Raw genomic sequence first — 21086 nt, 5'->3', positions numbered from 1 at the left:
AGCGTCAGGCCGGGTACAATGATAATATATTTCTTTTTATAATCCTATTAAAGGTATATAATACAGTTATTTAATGTGATTTTTATCAGGTTTAAACGTAATTTTTACCTATCTTTTTATAGTTTTTTATAAAGTAAACAAACTTACCTGACATATATAAAAATCACCTCCGTGGCAACCATACTCTTTGTAAATTTTCATTCGGCCGGCATCAATCAATTAACCGCTTAACAAGTTTATATTTGCAGTGTTTCGGAGGCCCAACAATGTGGTTAAGCTATCAAAAAAAGCTAATTAACCAGGCTTTACCTACAAATAAAACCGATACCAATGAAGCATAAAAATTACAATAGCAAGCCATTTAAAATTGTTTTTATGGCCATTTTCATTATCGTACATTTACCTGCTTTTGCTCAAAATGTGAGGGTTGCGGCAGCTGCCAACCTGCAATCGGTTATTGAAGTATTGCAATCGGATTTTAAACAAAAAACAGGGATAAGTATCGAGCCCATCGTTGGTTCCTCCGGCAAACTGGTAGCGCAGATTAGCAACGGGGCTCCGTTTGATGTATTCTTATCCGCCGATATGAGCTTCCCCGAAACGCTCTATAAAGGGGGCTTTGCTACCAAACAACCAGTGGTGTATGCCAGTGGCAGTCTTGTTATTTGTAGTTCGCAAAACATTGGGTTCGAGAATTGGGAGCGGCTATTGTTAACTGCGCGGGTAAAGAAAATAGCCATAGCCAACCCGGCTATAGCCCCCTACGGCAAAGCCGCCGAAGAGGTTTTGAAATATAAAGGCATTTTAGATGAAGTAAAATCAAAAACCGTTTATGGCGAAAGCATATCGCAGGTTAACACTTATATTACCACAGGCGTGGCCGATGTTGGTTTTACAACCCAATCATTGGTAAAGGATATAGGCGCTAAAACGGCACTTTACTACAAAGTGATAGCCCCTAAATACTATAAACCTATTTTACAGGGCATGGTGTTGCTGAAGCATGGCGCGCGCAACCCCGATGCCGAAAAATTTTACTGGTATATATTAAGCCCGGCGGCCAAAAGTATTTTTGCAAGCTATGGCTACCGTATGCAATAACCACTATTTTTGTTAATGGACTTATCCCCAATATGGCTCACTTTAAAACTGGCAGGTATTACCACTGCGCTGTTGTTTATTGTGGGTGTGCCTTTTGCCTGGTGGTTATCCAGGGGGCGGTCGTTTTTCAAGATCATTGTGGAGGCTATCATCACCATGCCATTGGTGTTGCCGCCATCGGTATTGGGCTTTTATTTGTTGCTGGCTTTTAGCCCGCAACGTGGGTTGGGCAAATGGTTGCATGATAATTTTGATGTGCAGCTTGTATTTTCGTTCCCCGGCCTGGTGCTGGCATCTGTAATTTATAGCATGCCTTTTATGATTGGCCCGGTAAAATCGGCCTTGCAACAGCTGCCTGCCGCGCTGGCCGAGGCATCGTACACCTTGGGTAAATCGCGCTGGCAAACATTTAAAAGCGTGTTGCTGCCCAATATCAAGCCATCGTTGCTTACTGCCGTTGTACTTAGCTTTGCGCACACATTGGGCGAATTTGGGGTAGTGCTGATGATAGGTGGCAATATTCCCGGCGTTACCCGCGTGGCCTCCATAGCGGTTTATGATGCGGTAGAGAAAATGGACTATGCATCGGCCAATAACTACTCGCTCATTTTATTTTCGATAACGTTTGTAATGGTGATAGCTGTTTTTGTATTTAATAAATATCAAGCCAAAAGCCCTTTAGGATGATCAGTATCAATATAGAAAAGAAGCTAAAGGCCTATCACGGGCAGCAGGTATTGCATATTGATAAACAATTTGCAACGGGCAGCATCACCAAAATATACGGGCCATCGGGCTCGGGCAAAACAACCTTTTTAAAAGTGATAGCAGGCCTGATCAACCCGGAAAAAGGGGCTATCAAAGCTGATAAGGAAACCTGGTTTAATGCGGAATTAAAAATCAATCTATCAACCCAAAAAAGAAATATCGGTTTTGTTTTCCAGCAGTATGCCCTGTTCCCCAATATGACCGTGAGGCAACACCTGGAATATGCTACCGCTGATGCAGACTGGATAGAGCGCCTGCTATCACTGGGCAAATTAGAATCGCTGCAAACGCATAAACCCGATTACCTGTCGGGCGGCCAGCAGCAGCGCCTGGCCATATTGCGGGCATTGGCAACCAAGCCCCGGTTACTTTTAATGGACGAACCCTTTTCGGCCCTGGACGCTAAAATGAAAACCGATTTGATAGCCGGATTGAAAGTTTTGCTGAGAGAATTAAATATAACCACTATCATAGTAAGCCACAACCCGCAGGAGTTAGACGGCTGGGCCGATGATGAAATGGTATTCGGTTAAGTCGAAAGTCTTAAGCCGGAAGCCTCAAGCCCTTTTTTGCCCGGTAGGTGCCCCGCTTGTTTTAATGTAAATGCGATTTCCCTGACTTAGAACTTAAGACTTTCGACTCAAGACTTACCTTTATATTCTTTATACCAATCAATGTAACCCACGGTTGCTAAAACAAGCAAGATGACATATAAAACCGCAGTTACATATAGGTTTTTGTAGATGTACAGTGGCACGTAACAAATATCTACAAACACCCAAAGCGCCCAGTTTTGAAGGATTTTTCGGGTCATCAGCAATTGGGCCATAAAGCTTACCGATGTGCAAAAGCCATCTATATAAGGCACCGTGCTTGATGTAAAATATTGAAGATACAGGCCCAGCAAACCCGATAGGGCCAGGGTAACCAATATTACGACGGCGTACTCTTTGCTGTTAAGGCTAATTACAGGCTTTTCCTGCCGCTCTTTTTTCCGCAGCCAAAAATACCAGCCATAAACGCCTGTGCCCAGGAAATAAATTTGCAGGTAAGCATCGCCAAATAAACCGCTCTGGAAAAACACCACCATGTAGGCTGTTACTGCAATAATGCCTGCCAGCCAGTTCCATATATTTTGCCGCGCCGCCAGGTAAACGCAGGCAATAGTGGTAACGGCCCCAATCCACTCCAGGTAGCTGGTTTGTTTTATGCCCTGTATAATTTGCTGGCCGATGAAGAGGTGCTGCATTTACCTCAAATATATAAAAGCGTTAGCAGTTTTGGGGAGGCTGTGGCCAAGCGGGGGAATAACTGGTGTTAAATGGATAATGACAACCGGGAAACTTACGAAGTTTTAAAAACTTCGTAAGTTTTAAAAAGCGAGACTTTATTTATATCTCCACCACAACCTTCCCCACAACCCTGCCACTTTCCAGCAAGGTATGCGCTTCACCCACCTGCTCCAGTTGAAAAATTTTGGAGACATGCGATTTGATGATGCCTTTTGCTAAAAGGCCGGCAATGATTTTCATATCTTCTCCACTTGGGTAAACCAGTACATTGTGACCATGTACACCTAATTCCTGCGCTTTTTGCAGCAATTCATCGTTAAAAGTGTGCACGATACAAATTACCGCGCCGCCTTTTTTCACAATGTGAAGGGATTGCTCCGTATTTGCGCCGCCAATAGGATCAAATATAAAATCAATGTCGCTTACTACCTCTTCAATTTTTTGCACTTTATAATCTACATGCTCATCGGCGCCTAATGATAAAACAAAATCCTTATTGGCTGCGGATGATGTGCCAATAACATAAGCCCCTAAATGTTTGGCCATTTGTACCACATAATGGCCAACGCCGCCCGATGCCGCGTGAACAAGCACCCTATCGCCTTTTTTGATATTTACCTTGGTGGTTAACACCTGCCAGGCGGTAAGTGCGGCAAGCGTAGCTGCAGCGGCTTCGTTATGACTGATGTTTGCGGGTTTTATAGCCAGTTCAGATGGTTTGGCAACAACATATTCTGCATAGGTTTTGCCTAACGCGGAGAAGTTGATCATCGAGAACACTTCGTCGCCAGGCTTAAAACCGGTAACGTCGCTGCCAGCATCGGTAATTATGCCCGATATGTCCCAGCCTAAAATTACGGGCAGTTCCATTTTGATGCGGCCGGCGGCACCTTTGCCCTGGCGGGTTTTAAAATCAACCGGGTTTATGCTGATGGATTTTAGCTTTATCAATACTTCATCAGCATTGATGGTTGGCACGGGTATATTAACGGCTTCAAAATTTTCTATACCGCCAAATTCTTTTAAAATTATTGCTTTCATTTTTATTCTGTTTTTAATAAAGCAAATATGTACCAATAAAAATAATTAAATTGGTATATGTTTTCTATAATTTGGTATTTTTGCCTTATGGTAAAGGAAAATCTGTACGAACCGTTTTCAATTGCTTATCTAACATTAGATAAATGCCCAAAGTTTGGGCACCAGCATAGTTTTTTTGAATTAATTTATGTGATATCGGGCACAGGCAGGCAATGCATCAACAAAAACCATTTTGAATACCGGGCCGGTCATATGTTTTTGATAACGCCCGAGGACTGCCATTCGCTGCATATTGACAGTACTACCGAGTTTTTCTTTTTGCGTTTTAACGACATCTACCTCAAAAATAGCGGCTTGCTACATGAAAACATCCAGCGGTTGGAATACATATTGCACAACGCCAACCACCAACCAGGCTGCATTCTTAAAAACCTGCCTGATAAACGCCTGGTTGGGCCAATAGTGGAAGCCATCGTCCGCGAATATGAAAATAAGGACATTTATAACAAGGAGCTTATTCAGCAGCTGGTAAATACACTGATCATCGTAGTGGCCCGAAACATTGCCCGCTACCTGCCAGAGCAGTTAAACATGGGCACCGAAGAAAAAGCGATGGATATTTTACAATACGTACAAAGCAATATCTATTATCCCGAAAAACTAAAGGCCGATGTAATTAGCAATACCTTCAGGATATCCGAAGCTTATATGGGCCGTTACTTTAAAAAGCATGCCAGCGAAACTTTACAGCAATACATTATCAATTATAAAACCAAACTGATTGAGCACCGCCTGCAGTTTAGCGATAAGCGCCTGAATGAAATTGCCAACGAGTTTGGCTTTACCGATGAAAGCCATTTTAACAAATTTTTCAGAAAGCAAAAAGGTAACAGCCCTAAAGAATACCGCAAAACGATACAATTGCCACGTGCATCGTAACCAGGTGTAACACTTTGGATTCACGGGCGTCTTACTGCTGAATTCTGATTACATTAGCTGATATGATCCTTAAAACCCGGTGCCTGCTTGTCCTGCTTTGTTTATCATCGATCGCCTTTGCACAGTCTGCCGGATCCCGGAAGCCTGATTTTACCCTTGTTATATTAACCGAAACAGGGCAACCCGCCGAAGGCGCTACCGTAAAATTAATAAAGGATAATAAGCCCGTAAAATCGGCCATTGCAGATGCACGGGGAGCGGCCAGGTTTGATGTTATCCCTGCAGGTACTTATCTCTTCTCGGCCACTTATACAGGCTACAAACCACAGGCCAGCCGTACCTATAAGTTTCCGGACCATAATTATATAGATACCATTAAGCTTCAACCCTTAAATACGGCCTTGCAGGAGGTGAATATTGTGGCCCACGCTCCACTGGTACAGCAAAAAGATGGTAAAACCATTGTAAATGTTGATGCCTCGGTTACCAACACGGGCTCTACAGTACTGGAAGTGCTGGAGAAATCGCCGGGCGTTAGCGTTGACAGGAATGGAGGTATTTCGTTACAGGGCAAGGCAGGTGTTATGGTGATGATAGACGACAAACAAACCTATCTGTCGGGTGCCGATTTAAATAATTTATTGAGCAGCATGAGCTCGAGCCAGGTTTCGCAGATAGAACTGATTACCAACCCAACGGCTAAATATGACGCCAGCGGCAATGCCGGTATCATCAACATAAAAACCAAAAAGAATAAGCAAAAGGGATTTAATGGCACGTTTACCACATCGGTTGGGCAGGGTGTTTATCCTAAAAACAATAACAGCCTGGCACTTAATTTCCGTACCGGAAAAATTAATACCTTTTTCAATTACAGCATGAACCTGGTGCAATACCTCACCAATATATATGCACTAAGAAAATATTATGATGCCGGCAACAACATAACAGCCAAGCTCGATCAGCCTTCCTATTTTTCGGGCACATCGTTCAACAACACCATCAAAACCGGGTTAGATTATTCTGTTACCGACAAAACTACCATCGGCGTAGTATTAGGGGGCACGCTGGTTAACCGCAATGGGAACAACCGCGCGGTAGCAACATGGTTAAATACCAGCGATGTAGTTGACTCGGCCATATCAACCACCAACCACAACAAAAACCGGTTTAAAAACGGCTCGGTCAACTTAAACTTGCGGCATACACTCTCCCAGTCGCAAACGCTTGGGGCCGATTTTGATTACCTGCATTATAATATCCAAAGCGAGCAAAATTTCAATAACTCGTTGCTTGTACCTGGCGGTTACCAGGAACTGTCAAGAAGTGATATTCCTACGACCATCAGTATTTTATCCGGCAAGATTGATTACAGCATCAAAACAGATCAGCACGGTACTTTTCAATCAGGTTATAAATCATCTTACAGCAGCACCGATAACGCTGCTTTATATGAAAACCTGAATAGCGGGCTATGGGCCGAAGACTATAGTAAAAGCAACCAGTTTTTATACAAGGAAAACATCAACGCGGTGTATGGCACTTTTGAGAAAAAGTATACTAAAATAACCGCACAGGCCGGCTTGCGGTACGAGTACACCAGCTATAAAGCCCACCAGTTAGGCAATGTGCTGCAGCAGGACTCGGCTTTTAAAAGAAATTATGGCGGCTTTTTCCCCAGTGGTTTTATCAGCTACCAGGCCGATTCATCCCATAGTTTCACATTAACCGCCGGCCGCCGCATTGACCGCCCTATATTTCAAAACCTGAACCCTTTTTACTTTATCATTAATAAATACACCTACCAAACGGGCAACCCGTACCTGTTGCCCCAATACAGCTGGAATTTGGAGCTAAGCCACCAGTACAAAGGCCTGCTTACTACTACGCTGTTGTACAGCAATATTAAAAACTATTTTTCGCAGCTGTTTTTAAACGATGCCGCCAAGGGGATCCTGTTGTATTCGCAGGGGAATGTGGGCAGCACCCATAATTATGGCCTGTCATCAACGCTATCGGTGTCGCCGGTTAACTGGTGGAGCCTTACCTTTCAGGCTTTATACAACCACAAGCAATTAAAAGGCTTTAACGGTAATACCTATACCAGCCAGGCAGATCAATTGAACATAAATACTAATAACCAGTTCACCATTGCTAAAATTTACACTGCCGAGTTATCCGGTTTTTACACCACCAGGGCCCGCAACGATATACAGGAGCAATTATACCCAACAGGGCAACTATCGTTAGGCATATCAAGGCCAATACTTAAAAAGCGGGCTACCCTAAAATTCAGCGCGCGTGATATTTTTTATACCAACGCTATGGAGGGGCTTACCCAATTCCCCAATGCTACCGAGTATTTTAAGCTGACACGTGATACCCGCGTATTCACAATTGCGTTTATATATCGCTTTGGCAAATCATACAAAGTGGCCAGCCGGTCGGATGGCAGCGCCGGTGACGAGAAGGACCGGGTTGGGAATGGTTAACAGGAGCCAAAAGCAGAAGGCATAAAGCTTAAGGCTATTCGGCAATCGGGGAGTTAAAGTATACTGGTCGGGCAGGCATTATTTTTTTGCCTTCATTTCGCGCTTTTTTGGCGATATCATTTTGGTGATGGTTTTACCCTGAACAATATCTTTAGGATTTTTGACTTTGGCCAATGAGTTTTCCCAGGCCTGCTCAATTAAACCAGTTATGTAATCCTTGGGGAAATCATCAAGTTTGTTGACAAGCACATACCTATACTGGCTACCGTTACCCAATAAAAGTTTTTTCGGGTCGGCAATTTCTGATCCCCAGTAAAATCCGAAATGCACATTTTGATTGCCACTGCGGTAGACCGCTACCGAACAAAACGTTTGCCCTAATTTTTCTGTAGGCGACCAGCCGAAGGCCAACGCGTTGTAATTATCATAAATAAGCTCATTAGCCTGCGGGTATAAATCCCACACAAATTCGCGCAGCCAGATTGCTTTTTCACGCACCTCGGGCGAGAATTCGTACAGGAACCTGAGCAGGTCGGCTACTTCTTCTTTTGGCATGGCGGGCTGGTTTGGTATGTTAAATATATCAACATAAACCTTGCAAAGCAACAGGCGGGGCGGCATGGCGAAATCAAAAAAACTATAAAGAAGAGCAAAATCGACCTGGGATTTTTGAGATCGAAGTAACACTTGTTTAACGACACCTTGCTTAGGTTCGCGGAAAGGATCGTGTCCCTACAAAAAAATGAGATTTGAGCAGCGGCAAACCGCAGCTGTCTCAAATCTCACATCTAATATCTCAAATCTACAGCGTAGCTATATCAATCACGAAACGATATCTTACATCACCCTTTTCCATGCGGGCATAAGCTGTATCGATATCTTTGATATCTATCATTTCAATATCTGAAACAATTCCGTGTTCAGCGCAAAAATCAAGCATTTCCTGGGTTTCGGCTATGCCGCCAATGCCCGATCCGGCAAGGCTTTTACGGCCGCCCAATAAACTGAATGCCTGTATGCTGGCTGGTTCTGGTGGTACGCCCACGCAAATTTGTACGCCATTGGTGCGCAGCAACGACAGGTACATGTTAAAATCATGCGGAGCAGATACCGTATCCAAAATAAAATCAAAAGAATTTTTGGCAGCCTCTATCTGTTTCGGATCGCTGGTAACTACAAAGTGGTGGGCGCCCAATGCTTTTGCATCGGCCTCTTTGCCTGGTGATGTGCTCAATACGGTAACTTCTGCACCAAATGCTACTCCAAATTTAACGCCCATGTGGCCTAATCCGCCCAAACCTAAAACTGCCAGTTTGTGACCTTTGCCAACTTTCCAATGCCTTAACGGCGAGTAGGTGGTTATCCCGGCGCAAAGTAACGGTGCAGTGGCGGCAAGGTCAAGTTTGTCAGAAATATGCAGCACAAAATCTTCATTAACCACAATGCTGTTTGAGTAGCCGCCGTAAGTTGGTGTTTTGTGGTCTTGCTCTAATCCATTATAAGTTTGTGAGCTGCCGTTTAAGCAATATTGTTCCAGGTCCTGTTTGCAATTTTCGCAAACCCTGCATGAGTCAACCAGGCAGCCTGTTCCTGCTAAATCGCCAACTTTGAATTTTTTTACATGGTCGCCAACTTTGACAACCCGGCCGACAATTTCGTGACCGGGAACCATCGGAAAAATACCCGGGAACCAATCATTTTTAATCTGGTGCAGATCGCTGTGGCAAACGCCGCAAAATAAAATGTCAAATTGCACATCATGAGGCCCAACCTCACGACGCTCAAAATCCCATGGGGCAAGGGTGGTAGTTGGCGATTGTGCCGCGTATCCTTTAACTGGTATCATAAGTAGTGTTTTAATTTTTGATTACCTAAAGGTACGGGAATAGATTTGAGATGTGAGATATGGGATTTGAGATTTTGCGCGGAAGTTGCTGAATTATGACAATAGTATAGGTTTGAGATGTTAGATATGAGCTATGAGGTTTTGTCCGGAAGTTGATGGATTACCCATGCATATGGAGATTAGAGCAGAACAAATTCTTCGGCAAGGAATGTCAAAGCTCCTGTCTCAAATCTAACATCTCGCATCTAACTTTTGTAATCCGATATATTCAACCTATGCCTGCAAAAGCCATATTCATGTTCCTGGTTGGAGCAAATAATGGTAAGGCGACCGGTAGCAAAACGCTCAACAAGGCTTAAATACCAATCAACACCCTGGGCATCAAGGTTTGATGTGGGCTCATCCAGCATCAGCATCGATGTATCAGCGCAAAAGGCCAGGATTAGTTTGAGGCGCTGTTTCATGCCCGACGAAAAATAGCGGATAAGCTTGTGTTCGCTTTTCGGGAGATTTAATAGTTCGATCAGTTGCTTTTTATCGAGCCCCTGTTTGTAGTTTTTAAATTTGAAATGAAAATCTATCATTTCGCTTAGCGTAAATTCTTCAATCACTTCCAGGTATGGCGCGGCAAGGCTCAGGTAGTTAAATACCTGCGAAATTTCAATGGGTTTATCCTGGAAGGTGTAATTTATTGTACCGATGGACGGCGCAAGGCTTCCGTTTAAAACCTGCAACAAGGTAGATTTACCCGAACCATTCGGACCAAGAATAGCGTATGATTCGCCGGAAGTGAACGTATGATCAACCCCCCTGAAAATCCAGTCGCGGTTAAAGCGGCGGCCGATGTTGTTGAGGGTGATGGTCATATGTGGTTCGTGTTGCGGGGTTCGAGTTGCGTGTTGTGAGCTTGGAGTTGCGGGGTTCGAGTTGCGGGATTCGTGTTAATTGCTAACCCGCAACCTTTGCCTCACAACTCGAACCCCGCAACCCGAACCAATTAAGAATTCCCAAACCCCTTCATGATACCCCTTTGCGAGTTTTGCAGGAAGTTGATGATTTCATCGCGTTCGACGCTTGGGGTAAACTCGGCTTCAATGATATCAAGGGCTTTACTTACGTTATATTTTTTAAGGAACAGGATACGGTAAATCTCCTGGATTTCGGCGATGGTAGCAGCCGAAAATCCTCTGCGGCGTAAGCCTACGGAGTTAATACCCACATAAGATAATGGTTCGCGACCTGCCTTGGTGAACGGAGGTACATCCTTACGTACCAATGAGCCTCCCGAGATCATGCTATGCGCGCCAATCTCAACAAACTGGTGTACGGCCGACGACCCGCCGATGAACGCATAATCATACACATTAATGTGGCCTGCCAGTTGCACTGCGTTGGCAATAATTACGTTATCGCCAATAACACAATCGTGTGCTACGTGTACGTACGCCATCAGCAGGCAGTTGCTGCCTATGGTGGTTGTGTTTTTATCTAAAGCGGTGCCGCGGTTAAGTGTTACGCATTCGCGGATGGTGGTGTTGTCGCCAATGGAAACGGTACTTTGCTCGCCTTTGTACTTTAAATCCTGTGGCGGTGCAGATACTACCGCACCCGGAAAAATACGGCAGTTTTTACCTATCCGGGCACCATCCATAATTACCGAGTTGGAACCGATCCAGGTACCTTCGCCAATTTCAACATCCTTGTGGATGGTAACAAAGGGTTCAATCACCACGTTATCGGCAATTTTTGCCTGTGGGTGTATATATGCTAAAGGCTGGATCATGCTTCGTTTCCTTTTACTTTTACAATTTGTGCCATTAATTCGGCCTCAACAACAACCCTGTTACCCACCATACCAACACCCTTCATGGTTGCAATACCACGGCGGATTGGCGCCAACAGATCGCAAATATAAATAATGGTATCGCCCGGCACTACCTTACTTTTAAAGCGCGCGTTCTCGATCTTTAAAAACAAGGTCAGGTAATTTTCGGGGTCGGGTACGGTGTTTAGCACCAATATACCGCCCGTTTGTACCATACCTTCAATTTGCAGCACGCCAGGAAATATTGGCGCCCCGGGGAAATGGCCTTTAAAAAACTCCTCGTTAATAGTTACGTTTTTAGCCCCCACCACGTGGTTTTTGGTCAGTTCCAATATTTTATCAATCATTAAAAAAGGCTGCCTGTGCGGCAGTAAGCCCATAATCTCAACGGTATCGTACACCGGTTTAGCATTGGCATCGTAAACTTTAACCTGTTTACGGCTTTTTTCTTTTTTAATCAGGGTTTTTATTTTTTTAGCAAAGGCTACGTTGGCAGCATGACCGGGGCGGGCAGCCATAATATGGCCCTTAAGCGGTACGCCAACGAGGGCTAAATCGCCAATCATATCCAGCAGTTTGTGCCTTGCCGGTTCGTTTTGATGGCGTAGTTCGGCATTGTTTAAAATTCCTTGCGGGGCTACGCTGATATCCTTGCGGTTAAATAGCTTGGCCAGGTGGGCAAGTTCTTCTTCGTCTACTTCTTTATCAACAACTACAATAGCGTTGTTTAAATCACCGCCTTTTATCAGGTCGTGCTTTAACAACATTTCAAGCTCGTGCAAAAAGCAAAAGGTGCGGCATGAGGCTATTTCCTTTTTAAACTCGGTAATGCTCGAGATACTGGCATGCTGGCTACCCAACACCTGCGAGTTATAATCAACCATGCAGGTAAAGCGGTAATCGTCTAAAGGCATGGCAACCATTTCTACCTTACGGTCGGGCTCAGAGTAATGGATATTGTAAGGTATATGGTAATATTCGCGGTCTGCTTCCTGCTCGGTAAAACCTGTTTCGGTTATAATATCAACAAATTGGATAGAGCTGCCATCCATAATGGGCGTTTCGGGGCCGTCCATATCTATCAGCACATTATCAACCTCCATACCTACCAAAGCCGCCAACACATGCTCTACAGTATTAACAGTAGCCCCATTTTGCGAAATGGTGGTACCGCGCGATGTATCGGTTACATTATCAACATCGGCATCAATTATTGGCGAGCCTGGTATATCAATCCTCCTGAATTTATAACCGTGGTTTTCTGGCGCCGGGTTAAAGGTCATGGTAACCCTTTGGCCGGTATGCAGGCCGGTACCCGAAACCGATACAGGTGATTTAATGGTTCTTTGTTTTACATTCATTTCTTTTAGTTCATTAGTTCACTGGTTCATTAGTTCATTGGTGGATAGTTCATTAGCTAAGTTCATTGTTTACCTGCGCAAAAGACCAATGAACCAGTGAACTAATGAACTAATGAACGTCCTTCTTTAATTCTGCAATTATTTTTTCTAATTCGTTTATTCTTTTTTCGAGTTCGGGCAGGCGGTTTATTACTACGTTCGAGCGCATATTCGCGCTGTAAAGGGTAGCCGGGCTGCCGGCCCATTTTTTTCCTTCTTCCGTGATGTTTCGGCCAATGCCCGATTGGGCCTGTACTTGCGTGCGGCCGGCAATACTGATATGTCCTACTACCCCTACTTGTCCGCCTAATATCACATTTTCGCCAATTTTGGTACTGCCCGAAATACCTGTTTGCGCGGCAATTACTGTATTGTTGCCTATTTCTACATTGTGGGCTATCTGCACCAGGTTATCCAGTTTAACGCCTTTGCGTATCACTGTTGAACCCATGGTTGCCCTGTCGATAGTGGTATTTGAACCAACCTCAACATCATCCTCTAAAATTACATTACCTATCTGGGCTACTTTAGTGTAAGTGCCATCAGGATTAGGAGCAAAACCAAAACCATCGCTGCCAATAACCGCGCCGGAGTGCACTATAACGTTATGGCCTATCACACAATCAAAATAAACCGTTACGCCCGAAAATAAGGTAACGTTGTTACCAATGGTTACATTATCAGATATGTTTACGTTAGGATATATTTTACAATTATCGCCAATTTTTGTGTTAAGGCCTATGTAAGCGAAAGCGCCTATGTATGGCTCGGCACCAATTTGAGCGGTGGGGTGAATAAAGCAAGGTTGCTCGATACCTTTTTTGTTAAGCTTAAATGTGTTGTACTTCTCCAACAATACCGAAAACGCACTGTAGGCATTCTCAACCCGGATAAGTGTGGCTGTTACCGGCCCGGTAAGCTGTAAATCGTTATTAACAATAACAACAGAGGCATTGGTAGTATACAAATACTGCTCATATTTGGGGTTGGCCAAAAAAGAAAGACTGCCGGCGGCACCTTCTTCTATTTTAGCTAACTGACTAACAGTAACCGAAGGGTCACCTTCCACCGTTCCGTTAAGCAGAAAACTTATATCCTGGGCAGTAAATTGCATCGACAAATTTAAATGTTATAATTAAAGCAGCAAATTATTAATTCTCAGTATCAAGTATCAAGTAGTTAGTATCAAGACAGCTGCATTGAATTGGGATTAGAATCTTCCGCCACACAAAAAATCTTGATACTTGATACTAACTACTTGATACTATTAATTCTTTACTATAGCAAAGTATGTATTTTTTTACGGTTTTTGCTAATGCCTCCAAATTGGAGTTATCGCTGGCCGTTGTAATGTCATGTACGTGGCCATCCTTCATCAATATGCCTATGTTGCCGTCGCCGGCTGTGTAGGCGTTATTACGGATGGATGTAGTGAAAACAAAGTACCCGGCTTCCGCCTCGCTTATGCTGTATTTTTTCATCGCCTTTTTTATAAGCGAGTTCACAAATTCCTTATCCGGCCGTTTATTGCTGATATCTACATGATACAACTTACGCTGCACCAGGTTTTGTGCCAGGGTTGATAGTATAAAATCGCTGTGCCCGGCCCAAACTTTAACCGCAGCCATAATATCTGTATCATCCAAACTGGCAAAGGTCTCCAGGTGATGGTCCTCACTCATGAAAGCGTCTCTGCCGATACCACCTTTTATAAAATGCTTTAAACCCGGTGTGGCAAAAAGATCCTCGCCTTTTAAGGTGAGCTCGCGACAGCGTTTAAATATCTTTACCAGCAGTTCCTCGCCCGCAATAACGGTTTTATGCAGGTATACCTGCCAGTACATGAGCCTGCGGGCAATCAGGAATTTCTCTATCGAATAAATTCCCTTGGCATCAACCACGATGTGATCGTCCTTAACATTCAGCATTTTGATGATCCGCTCGGAGCTGATCACCCCTTCGGATACGCCTGTAAAAAAGCTATCGCGGTTAAGGTAGTCCAGCCTGTCCATATCCAACTGGCTTGATACCAGCTGATGCAGAAATTTACGGGGGAAGGTATTGTTAAAGATGCTGATAGCCATGGTTAATCGCCCGTCAAACTGCTTATTGAGTTTGTTCATCAGCATAGATGAGATATCCTCATGATCAATCCCCTCAATAATAGTGCGCTCCAAGGCGTGCGAGAATGGACCATGCCCAATATCGTGCAGCAATATAGCAATGGTAACCGCCTCTTCCTCTTCGTCGCTTATGTTGTGCCCCTTGTTACGCAGGGTTTCAATGGCGGTATCCATCAGGTACATGGCTCCTATGGCATGATGAAAACGGGTGTGCAGCGCACCGGGATAAACCAGGTGCGTCATCCCTAATTGCTTAATGTACCTTAACCGTTGAAAGTAAGGGTGCTCAATCAGGTCGAATATCAGCTCGGTTGGGATGCTGATAAAGCCGTAAACCGGATCGTTTATTATTTTCTTTTTATTCAATGGATCAAGTAAAGTGCAAAAATGTAAAACAAAGGTAAAATAAGCCGGGGATGTTTGTTAAATTTTGTTAATACCTTTACTAATCAACAACAAATCCGTCCCTTTGGGGTTTACTGACTGAATCAGAATTATTTCTGAACCGGAATTCATCGAATTTATGAATTAACAGAATTGTTTGAATGCCAAATACTTACCATTAAAGTAAAATTCAAATAATTCTTTAATTCGATGAATTCCGATTCGGACGTTTCTGATTCAGACTACTTAAAATACAGATACTATGCAAGATACCACCATTTTATGGGCTGATGACGAAATTGACCTGTTACGACCACACATACTTTTCTTAGGCGAAAAAGGCTATAAGGTTACCACTGTAACCAATGGCAACGATGCTGTTGATACTTTCAAAAGCGGCTACTTCGACCTTGTTTTTTTAGATGAGAATATGCCGGGCCTTACAGGGCTGGAAACACTGCAGCAAATAAAAAACATCAATAATGATGTACCTATTGTGCTGATAACCAAAAACGAAGAAGAATATTTGATGGAAGATGCCATCGGCTCAAAAATAGATGATTACCTTATTAAGCCGGTGCACCCCAAACAGATACTGCTTACCATTAAAAAGCTGACGGAAAACAAGCGCCTGGTAACCGAAAAAACTACCATGGCTTATCAAATGGATTTCCGTACGCTGGGCATGACGCTGAACGATAACCTGAGCCACCAGGAATGGGTTGACGTTTATAAAAAACTCATCTACTGGGAACTGGAACTGGAGAAACTGGAAGATGCCGGCATGCACGAGATTTTGACCATGCAAAAGGCCGAAGCCAACATGCAGTTTTGCAAGTTTATTGAACGCAACTATTTAAACTGGATAAAAAATCCCGATTCGGCGCCAACAAGCTCGCCGCAGTTGTTTAAAAAGAAGGTGTTCCCTAAAATGGATGGCAAAGGGCCGTTGTTTTTTATATTGATAGATAACCTGCGTTACGATCAGTTTAAGATCATCAACCCCATAATTTCCGAATATTTCAGGATGGAGGAAGAAGATACTTACTACAGTATTTTACCTACAGCAACCCAATACGCCCGTAACTCCATTTTTAGCGGGCTTATGCCTTTAGATATGGAAAAACGCTACCCGCAAATGTGGCAAAACGATGAGGATGAAGGCGGCAAAAACCTTTATGAATCGGAATTTGTAGCTGATCATTTGAAACGTGTTTTACGCCGTGACTGCAAATACTCGTACCACAAAATTTTAAATATCGATGAAGGACGCGCGCTGAATGAGTCGGTCAGCAACCTGATGAACAACGAACTGAACGTAGTGGTTTACAACTTTGTGGATATGCTATCGCATGCCCGTACAGATATGCAAATGATCCGCGAACTGGCAAGTGATGATGCGGCCTACCGGTCGTTAACACTCTCCTGGTTTGAGCATTCGCCCCTGTTTGATCTGTTGAAGTTTTTGGCCCAGAAACAGGTGCGCGTAGTTATTACAACCGACCACGGCACTATTCGCGTAAAAAACCCAAGCAAAATTGTAGGTGATAGGAATACTAACACCAACTTGCGTTACAAACAAGGCAAAAACCTGAACTATAACGCCAAGGAAGTATTCCACATCCGCAACCCGCACGATGCCATGCTGCCCAAGCTGCACTTAAGCTCGAGCTTTGTATTTGCCAAGGAGGATAGCTATTTTGTGTATCCGAACAACTACAATCATTTTGTTAATTTTTATAACGAAACCTTCCAGCACGGGGGAATTTCGTTAGAGGAAATGATTATACCGATTGTAACTTACGGGCCGAAGTAACTCCCCCAGCCCCCTGAAGGGGGAGCAAAAAAGCCTGTCGGAATATTTGTTATCCGACAGGCTTTTTAATTTAATTCGCGCTTCTGCGACTGGCCTTTTTTATCATCGGCATCTTCGGCGGCATAATTAATGGGGTTTATTATATTAATTTGCGCCAATGCCGGGCGCAAAAAAAAGAAAACCCGGCCCTTGCGGCCAGGATTTTCTAATTAACTATCGATCTTAACTATTAAATTATATTATTGAGCCGATTGTTTTGCCTGGTTTTTCATTGTTGAGTTGGCAACAATTACAATTTCGACCCGGCGGTTTTTTGAACGGCCATCTACCGTTGTGTTATCGGCAATTGGCTCTGTTTCACCTTTGCCTGAAGTTTGCAAGCGTGATGCGGGAACGTTTTGGGCAGCTATAAATGATTTTACAGCTTGTGCCCTTTGAACGGATAAATCCATATTATGCGCGTCGCTTCCTGTGTTATCTGTATGGCCAACAATTAAAATATTGGTTTCGGGGTTGTTTTGAAGCGATACTGCCAATTTTTCCAGGTTGCTTTGCGCTTCGGCTTTTAAAGCCGATTTGTCGGTATCAAATAAAATGCCCGAGTCAAATTTCACCAGGATGCCTTCGCCCTCACGGGTTACGGTAGCGCCGGGAACAGTTTGTTTAATTTCTGCAGCCTGCCTATCCATATTTCGGCCAATAAATGCACCTGCGGTACCACCAACGGCTCCACCTATAATAGCGCCTAAAGCAGTGTTACCCGCAGCCTTACCAATAAAAGCGCCTACAGTACCACCGGCACCAGCGCCAATAGCAGCCCCTTTTTGTGTTTTGGTTAATGAATTACAGCCCGAGCCTAATATTCCAACCGTAGCTAATGCTATACTGAAAGTTGCTACCTTAATTTTTAGAGATTTCATAATAATAGTATGTATATATGTACTACCATTTGCAAAGCAGATGCCAAAAGCAAAATGGGGATAAATTGACTGCCCCTAAAAGCAAATACACACTTCTGCTTTATTTTTTTAACAATTACGAAATTGACGATTTGAAAAATGATCGCAGATTAGCTTTAATCTAATAAGCTGACTAATTTTTAGTACATAAATGTAAAATTGCCGATACAAAAGAGAGGTACAGGGAACCGGTCAACTAACTATTATCAACGTAGCCGGAAAAATGAGTTTAAAGGTACTGCCAACATCTTTTTCAGATACTACATCAATCTCGATGTCGTGGAAACCGGCTATTGATTTTACAATAGGCAGGCCCAGGCCAAAGCTATCCTGCTGAAGCGATTGGCGGAATTTTTTGAAGCGGTTAAATATCAGGGGCAACGCTTCGGCATCTATCCCTATCCCGGTATCGGTTATGCTTATTACAAATTTATCATGCACAGCCACTGCCACAACCCTGATGCTGCCGCCCTCGCGGTTATATTTTATAGCATTGTTAATCAGGTTAAAAAACAAGTTAAAAAGCAGGAACTTATTAATGTTTACCATGTACCAGTTATCGGGCACCGAAATTTCATAGCTGATGTTCTTATCCTGCAGGCGGATGGAGATTTCGTCATAAACATCCTGCAACAACTCACTTACCGAAACTTTATCCTCTTTTAAAAATTGCTCATTCTCTATCTGCGATATCAGGAGCAGGGTTTTAGTGATGCTTTTAAGCCGGTTAAGAATCTTCTGCATTTCCAGCAAACGTACTTTCAACTCGTCATTTATATCCTCTTCCTCAAACATATTCTCAATTTTGGATTGAAGGATGGATATGGGGGTCATCAGCTCATGCGATGCATTGGAAATAAATTCACGTTCCTTATGAAATTTATCGGCAATAGTCTCAATCATTTTGTGGATGCTCAGATCAAGATGCTCAAAATCAGAAGTACTGGTGCGCACCTTTCGGTACGACTGAAAATTGGGGAATCTTTGGCCTACCAGCTTGGTTTTGATAATGATGCGTAATGGTTTAAGCACATAATTGGAGTAAACCTGGTCGGCAAGTATAGTAAGCAATATCATGCCCAACAACACCTGGAAAGCCAGGTTTTGCAGGGGGATGCTGGTTTCATCAAGCGTATCTACGCTTTTGCCAATTTCCAGAAGGTAGTTTTTGTTTTTAACCTTAAAGGTATGGCTCAATATCCGGTACTCAAGCGTGTCGCCTTCGCTAAAAAGGCGTTTACCACGCTGAATAGTATCTAAAAAATACTTCGGATCAACCTCATCGAGGCTTATATACTCATCTTTAAGCGGGAGGTAGCTGCCATAGCCTTCGCCATTTACTATATAAGTTTCAATGCCCTGGCTTTTTACAATTTGCAGCAGTTTGTTTTTTTGTTTTATCAGCTTGCTGTCAACATAACTGCTGCTGATATTTTTAATCAATACGGGTACAAGCAATACAAACAGTATCACAATCACCAGTTTTGATATGGCGTTAAAAAGTGTAAGTTTTGTTCTTAATTTCAAATAATTAAGCGTTTATCTTTACTTTATATCCAAGCCCCCGTACAGTTTCCAGCCAATCGGGCGAGGCAAATGCGTTTAACTTTTTCCTGATATTTTTAATGTGCGCGTCTATATAATTGGAGTCGTAATCATTATTAACCACGCTGCCCCAAATATGTTCACTTAGCTGCATCCGGGTAAGTGTGCGGTTTTTATGCAGGATGAGGTAAGCAATCAGATCGAATTCCTTTTTTGTGATGGTATTGACAATGCTTGTGCCGTATGATATGGTACGGTTGGTTAAGTCAATCAGGAAACCATCAAGATCTATAATATTATTTTTAACCCCAAATTTGCGGCGAATAATGGCTTGCATCCTGCTTTGCAGTTCCAGCAATGAAAATGGTTTGGGCAGGTAATCATCGGCCCCCAAATCAAGGCCTTTAATGCGGTCGTTAATTTCGGCACGGGCGGTTAATATAATACAGGCGGCATCTAAACCCAGCTTTTTCACCTCTTTTAACAGGTCGAGCCCATCGTAATCGGGTAAGCCGAGATCGATCAGGATAAAATCATATAAATTGGTGGCTATTTTTTCCGATGCCGAAGCACCATCATAACAAACCTCGCAGATGTAGTTGTAATTGGTCAGGAATATTTCCAGCTCATGTGCAAGCGCCTTTTCGTCTTCGATGATCAAAACATTCATGCGCTGCTACTAATAAAACAAGTAAAAAAATGTCAGGTTAAAAAACGATTCTTTGTGATTTTCGAGCACACCCTCTACGTTAACAGGGATTGAATAACGCCACGAAGCCTCGAGGGTATAATGTGGCCTGTTGTAAGCAATGGGCACCTTAAAGCTATAGTTAAGCATTTTAAACTTACGGTTATAACGTGCCGAGTTAGGGTCATCGTACACAAATATATTGTCAATATCCTGTTTAAAGCGATGGTCTACCGAGTAGCGCTGCACAAAATTTTGTGTACCCGTTATAAAATTGAATGATGGATTAAATGAAAGGTAATCCTGATCGTCAAAAATACTCCAGCTGGTTTCAATGTATTTGGAGTTGGTAACAGTAACAAAAAAGTCATTGGATTTGCCAAAAAGATAATCGGCAATTACGCTGGTTTTCAAAAACTTCCAGTCGTATGAGTTTTTTAGGTTGATATCATTTGACGAGGCCGATTTAATTACGTTGGCCTGCTTGTTAAAAATAAACCGGGTATAACTTACCGTGCCCGAAAACTGTTTAGACAGTTTGTAAAAGTAGCCGCCGCCAACATCAATTTCATCAACCGGTGCATATCCCAAAACCTTTAATATCGAGCTATAGGCAAAAAAGCCTTGTTTGCTGTTATAAATAACATCGCCGGTAACAAAGGGATATTTAACGGGACTGGTGCGTCCGAAAAAGAGCGCGTCGCTGCCGTAGTTTACCCCTACCGAAACAGATTGTTTCCGGATGATGGTATCTGTATCGGCCACAATACGGATGTTGCCACTGGTCAAAAACGTATTGTTAATACCTGTAGCATATAAGGCATTACTGCCGGCAATAAAAAAAAGTAAGCAAAGGTACTTCATCAA

The 21086-nt window shown here is 43.2% G+C and carries 18 protein-coding genes and 1 pseudogene; 6 read left to right on the top strand and 13 right to left on the bottom strand.

Annotated features, from left to right (window positions below; translation table 11 throughout):
- Window positions 1–330: 330 nt before the first annotated feature.
- The 3 genes and pseudogenes from modA to AC1DXF_RS19060 form a co-directional block, all read left to right on the top strand.
- Window positions 331–1101 (top strand): molybdate ABC transporter substrate-binding protein, encoded by a 771-nt coding sequence (gene modA / locus AC1DXF_RS19070; RefSeq protein WP_477450289.1) that lies wholly within the window; start codon window positions 331–333, stop codon window positions 1099–1101.
- Window positions 1102–1116: 15 nt separating this feature from the next.
- Entirely contained in the window at window positions 1117–1788 is a 672-nt protein-coding gene (gene modB / locus AC1DXF_RS19065; RefSeq protein WP_477450288.1) for a molybdate ABC transporter permease subunit, read from the top strand.
- Window positions 1785–2274: pseudogene (locus AC1DXF_RS19060) on the top strand (ATP-binding cassette domain-containing protein); the annotation flags it as partial. The gene modB and the pseudogene AC1DXF_RS19060, both read left to right, overlap by 4 nt.
- A 235-nt stretch (window positions 2275–2509) precedes the next feature.
- Here AC1DXF_RS19060 and pnuC read toward each other — a convergent pair.
- Both pnuC and AC1DXF_RS19050 read right to left on the bottom strand, forming a co-directional pair.
- Complete coding sequence (gene pnuC, locus AC1DXF_RS19055) at window positions 2510–3118, bottom strand: nicotinamide riboside transporter PnuC (protein WP_477450287.1); 609 nt, start codon at window positions 3116–3118, stop codon at window positions 2510–2512.
- 142 nt (window positions 3119–3260) lie between these two features.
- Window positions 3261–4202, bottom strand: coding sequence for an NADP-dependent oxidoreductase (locus AC1DXF_RS19050; protein ID WP_477450286.1), 942 nt, complete (start codon window positions 4200–4202; stop codon window positions 3261–3263).
- A gap of 87 nt (window positions 4203–4289) precedes the next feature.
- On the opposite strand from AC1DXF_RS19050, the gene AC1DXF_RS19045 reads away from it, so the two are divergent.
- Window positions 4290–5141 (top strand): helix-turn-helix domain-containing protein, encoded by an 852-nt coding sequence (locus tag AC1DXF_RS19045; protein WP_477450285.1) that lies wholly within the window; start codon window positions 4290–4292, stop codon window positions 5139–5141.
- A 62-nt stretch (window positions 5142–5203) separates the two neighbouring features.
- Window positions 5204–7633, top strand: a complete 2430-nt coding sequence (locus AC1DXF_RS19040) for a TonB-dependent receptor domain-containing protein (RefSeq protein WP_477450284.1) — start codon at window positions 5204–5206, stop codon at window positions 7631–7633.
- A 78-nt stretch (window positions 7634–7711) separates the two neighbouring features.
- Here AC1DXF_RS19040 and AC1DXF_RS19035 read toward each other — a convergent pair whose 3' ends face one another.
- From AC1DXF_RS19035 to AC1DXF_RS19005, 7 genes are all read right to left on the bottom strand, one after another.
- Entirely contained in the window at window positions 7712–8188 is a 477-nt protein-coding gene (locus AC1DXF_RS19035) for a hypothetical protein (RefSeq protein ID WP_477450283.1), read from the bottom strand.
- Between the two features lie 247 nt (window positions 8189–8435).
- Complete coding sequence (locus AC1DXF_RS19030; RefSeq protein ID WP_477450282.1) at window positions 8436–9479, bottom strand: NAD(P)-dependent alcohol dehydrogenase; 1044 nt, start codon at window positions 9477–9479, stop codon at window positions 8436–8438.
- 245 nt (window positions 9480–9724) lie between these two features.
- Entirely contained in the window at window positions 9725–10345 is a 621-nt protein-coding gene (locus AC1DXF_RS19025; RefSeq protein ID WP_477450281.1) for an ABC transporter ATP-binding protein, read from the bottom strand.
- A gap of 131 nt (window positions 10346–10476) precedes the next feature.
- Window positions 10477–11262: an acyl-ACP--UDP-N-acetylglucosamine O-acyltransferase gene (gene lpxA, locus AC1DXF_RS19020; protein ID WP_090638506.1), complete on the bottom strand. Its 786-nt coding sequence runs from the start codon at window positions 11260–11262 to the stop codon at window positions 10477–10479.
- A complete protein-coding gene (locus AC1DXF_RS19015) occupies window positions 11259–12665 on the bottom strand; it encodes a bifunctional UDP-3-O-[3-hydroxymyristoyl] N-acetylglucosamine deacetylase/3-hydroxyacyl-ACP dehydratase (protein WP_477450280.1) in 1407 nt (468 codons plus the stop codon). The genes lpxA and AC1DXF_RS19015 overlap by 4 nt, the downstream gene beginning before the upstream one ends.
- 109 nt (window positions 12666–12774) lie before the next feature.
- Entirely contained in the window at window positions 12775–13818 is a 1044-nt protein-coding gene (gene lpxD / locus AC1DXF_RS19010; protein WP_477450279.1) for a UDP-3-O-(3-hydroxymyristoyl)glucosamine N-acyltransferase, read from the bottom strand.
- Window positions 13819–13954: 136 nt separating this feature from the next.
- On the bottom strand, window positions 13955–15193 hold the full coding sequence (locus AC1DXF_RS19005) for an HD domain-containing protein (RefSeq protein ID WP_477450278.1): 1239 nt from the start codon (window positions 15191–15193) through the stop codon (window positions 13955–13957).
- A 280-nt stretch (window positions 15194–15473) separates the two neighbouring features.
- Between AC1DXF_RS19005 and porX the strand changes: the two genes are divergently transcribed.
- A complete protein-coding gene (porX, locus tag AC1DXF_RS19000; RefSeq protein WP_477450277.1) occupies window positions 15474–17027 on the top strand; it encodes a T9SS response regulator signal transducer PorX in 1554 nt (517 codons plus the stop codon).
- Window positions 17028–17266: 239 nt separating this feature from the next.
- Here the strand turns inward: porX and AC1DXF_RS18995 are convergent, their stop codons facing one another.
- From AC1DXF_RS18995 to AC1DXF_RS18980, 4 genes are all read right to left on the bottom strand, one after another.
- Entirely contained in the window at window positions 17267–17947 is a 681-nt protein-coding gene (locus tag AC1DXF_RS18995) for a YiaD family glycine zipper/OmpA-like lipoprotein (protein ID WP_477450276.1), read from the bottom strand.
- Between the two features lie 231 nt (window positions 17948–18178).
- Window positions 18179–19513 (bottom strand): sensor histidine kinase, encoded by a 1335-nt coding sequence (locus AC1DXF_RS18990; RefSeq protein ID WP_477450275.1) that lies wholly within the window; start codon window positions 19511–19513, stop codon window positions 18179–18181.
- 4 nt (window positions 19514–19517) lie between these two features.
- Complete coding sequence (locus tag AC1DXF_RS18985; RefSeq protein WP_477450274.1) at window positions 19518–20201, bottom strand: response regulator transcription factor; 684 nt, start codon at window positions 20199–20201, stop codon at window positions 19518–19520.
- Window positions 20202–20210: 9 nt separating this feature from the next.
- Entirely contained in the window at window positions 20211–21083 is an 873-nt protein-coding gene (locus tag AC1DXF_RS18980) for a hypothetical protein (protein ID WP_477450273.1), read from the bottom strand.
- Window positions 21084–21086: the final 3 nt, after the last annotated feature.

The organism is Mucilaginibacter sp. P2_A5 (assembly GCF_056404995.1).
The sequence above is the reverse complement of the archived record's forward strand: the minus strand, read 5'-3'. Positions and strand labels throughout refer to the sequence as shown.

What these genes read in the sequence shown, in the direction of transcription:
- AC1DXF_RS19050 (WP_477450286.1), bottom strand. Translation starts at nt 4,202, where the DNA reads ATGAAAGCAATAATTTTAAAAGAATTTGGCGGTATAGAAAATTTTGAA.
- lpxA (WP_090638506.1), bottom strand. Translation starts at nt 11,262, where the DNA reads ATGATCCAGCCTTTAGCATATATACACCCACAGGCAAAAATTGCCGAT.
- porX (WP_477450277.1), top strand. Translation starts at nt 15,474, where the DNA reads ATGCAAGATACCACCATTTTATGGGCTGATGACGAAATTGACCTGTTA.
- AC1DXF_RS19030 (WP_477450282.1), bottom strand. Translation starts at nt 9,479, where the DNA reads ATGATACCAGTTAAAGGATACGCGGCACAATCGCCAACTACCACCCTT.
- AC1DXF_RS18985 (WP_477450274.1), bottom strand. Translation starts at nt 20,201, where the DNA reads ATGAATGTTTTGATCATCGAAGACGAAAAGGCGCTTGCACATGAGCTG.
- AC1DXF_RS19015 (WP_477450280.1), bottom strand. Translation starts at nt 12,665, where the DNA reads ATGAATGTAAAACAAAGAACCATTAAATCACCTGTATCGGTTTCGGGT.
- AC1DXF_RS18995 (WP_477450276.1), bottom strand. Translation starts at nt 17,947, where the DNA reads ATGAAATCTCTAAAAATTAAGGTAGCAACTTTCAGTATAGCATTAGCT.
- AC1DXF_RS19025 (WP_477450281.1), bottom strand. Translation starts at nt 10,345, where the DNA reads ATGACCATCACCCTCAACAACATCGGCCGCCGCTTTAACCGCGACTGG.
- modB (WP_477450288.1), top strand. Translation starts at nt 1,117, where the DNA reads ATGGACTTATCCCCAATATGGCTCACTTTAAAACTGGCAGGTATTACC.
- pnuC (WP_477450287.1), bottom strand. Translation starts at nt 3,118, where the DNA reads ATGCAGCACCTCTTCATCGGCCAGCAAATTATACAGGGCATAAAACAA.
- AC1DXF_RS19040 (WP_477450284.1), top strand. Translation starts at nt 5,204, where the DNA reads ATGATCCTTAAAACCCGGTGCCTGCTTGTCCTGCTTTGTTTATCATCG.
- lpxD (WP_477450279.1), bottom strand. Translation starts at nt 13,818, where the DNA reads ATGCAATTTACTGCCCAGGATATAAGTTTTCTGCTTAACGGAACGGTG.
- AC1DXF_RS19045 (WP_477450285.1), top strand. Translation starts at nt 4,290, where the DNA reads ATGGTAAAGGAAAATCTGTACGAACCGTTTTCAATTGCTTATCTAACA.
- AC1DXF_RS18980 (WP_477450273.1), bottom strand. Translation starts at nt 21,083, where the DNA reads ATGAAGTACCTTTGCTTACTTTTTTTTATTGCCGGCAGTAATGCCTTA.
- modA (WP_477450289.1), top strand. Translation starts at nt 331, where the DNA reads ATGAAGCATAAAAATTACAATAGCAAGCCATTTAAAATTGTTTTTATG.
- AC1DXF_RS19035 (WP_477450283.1), bottom strand. Translation starts at nt 8,188, where the DNA reads ATGCCAAAAGAAGAAGTAGCCGACCTGCTCAGGTTCCTGTACGAATTC.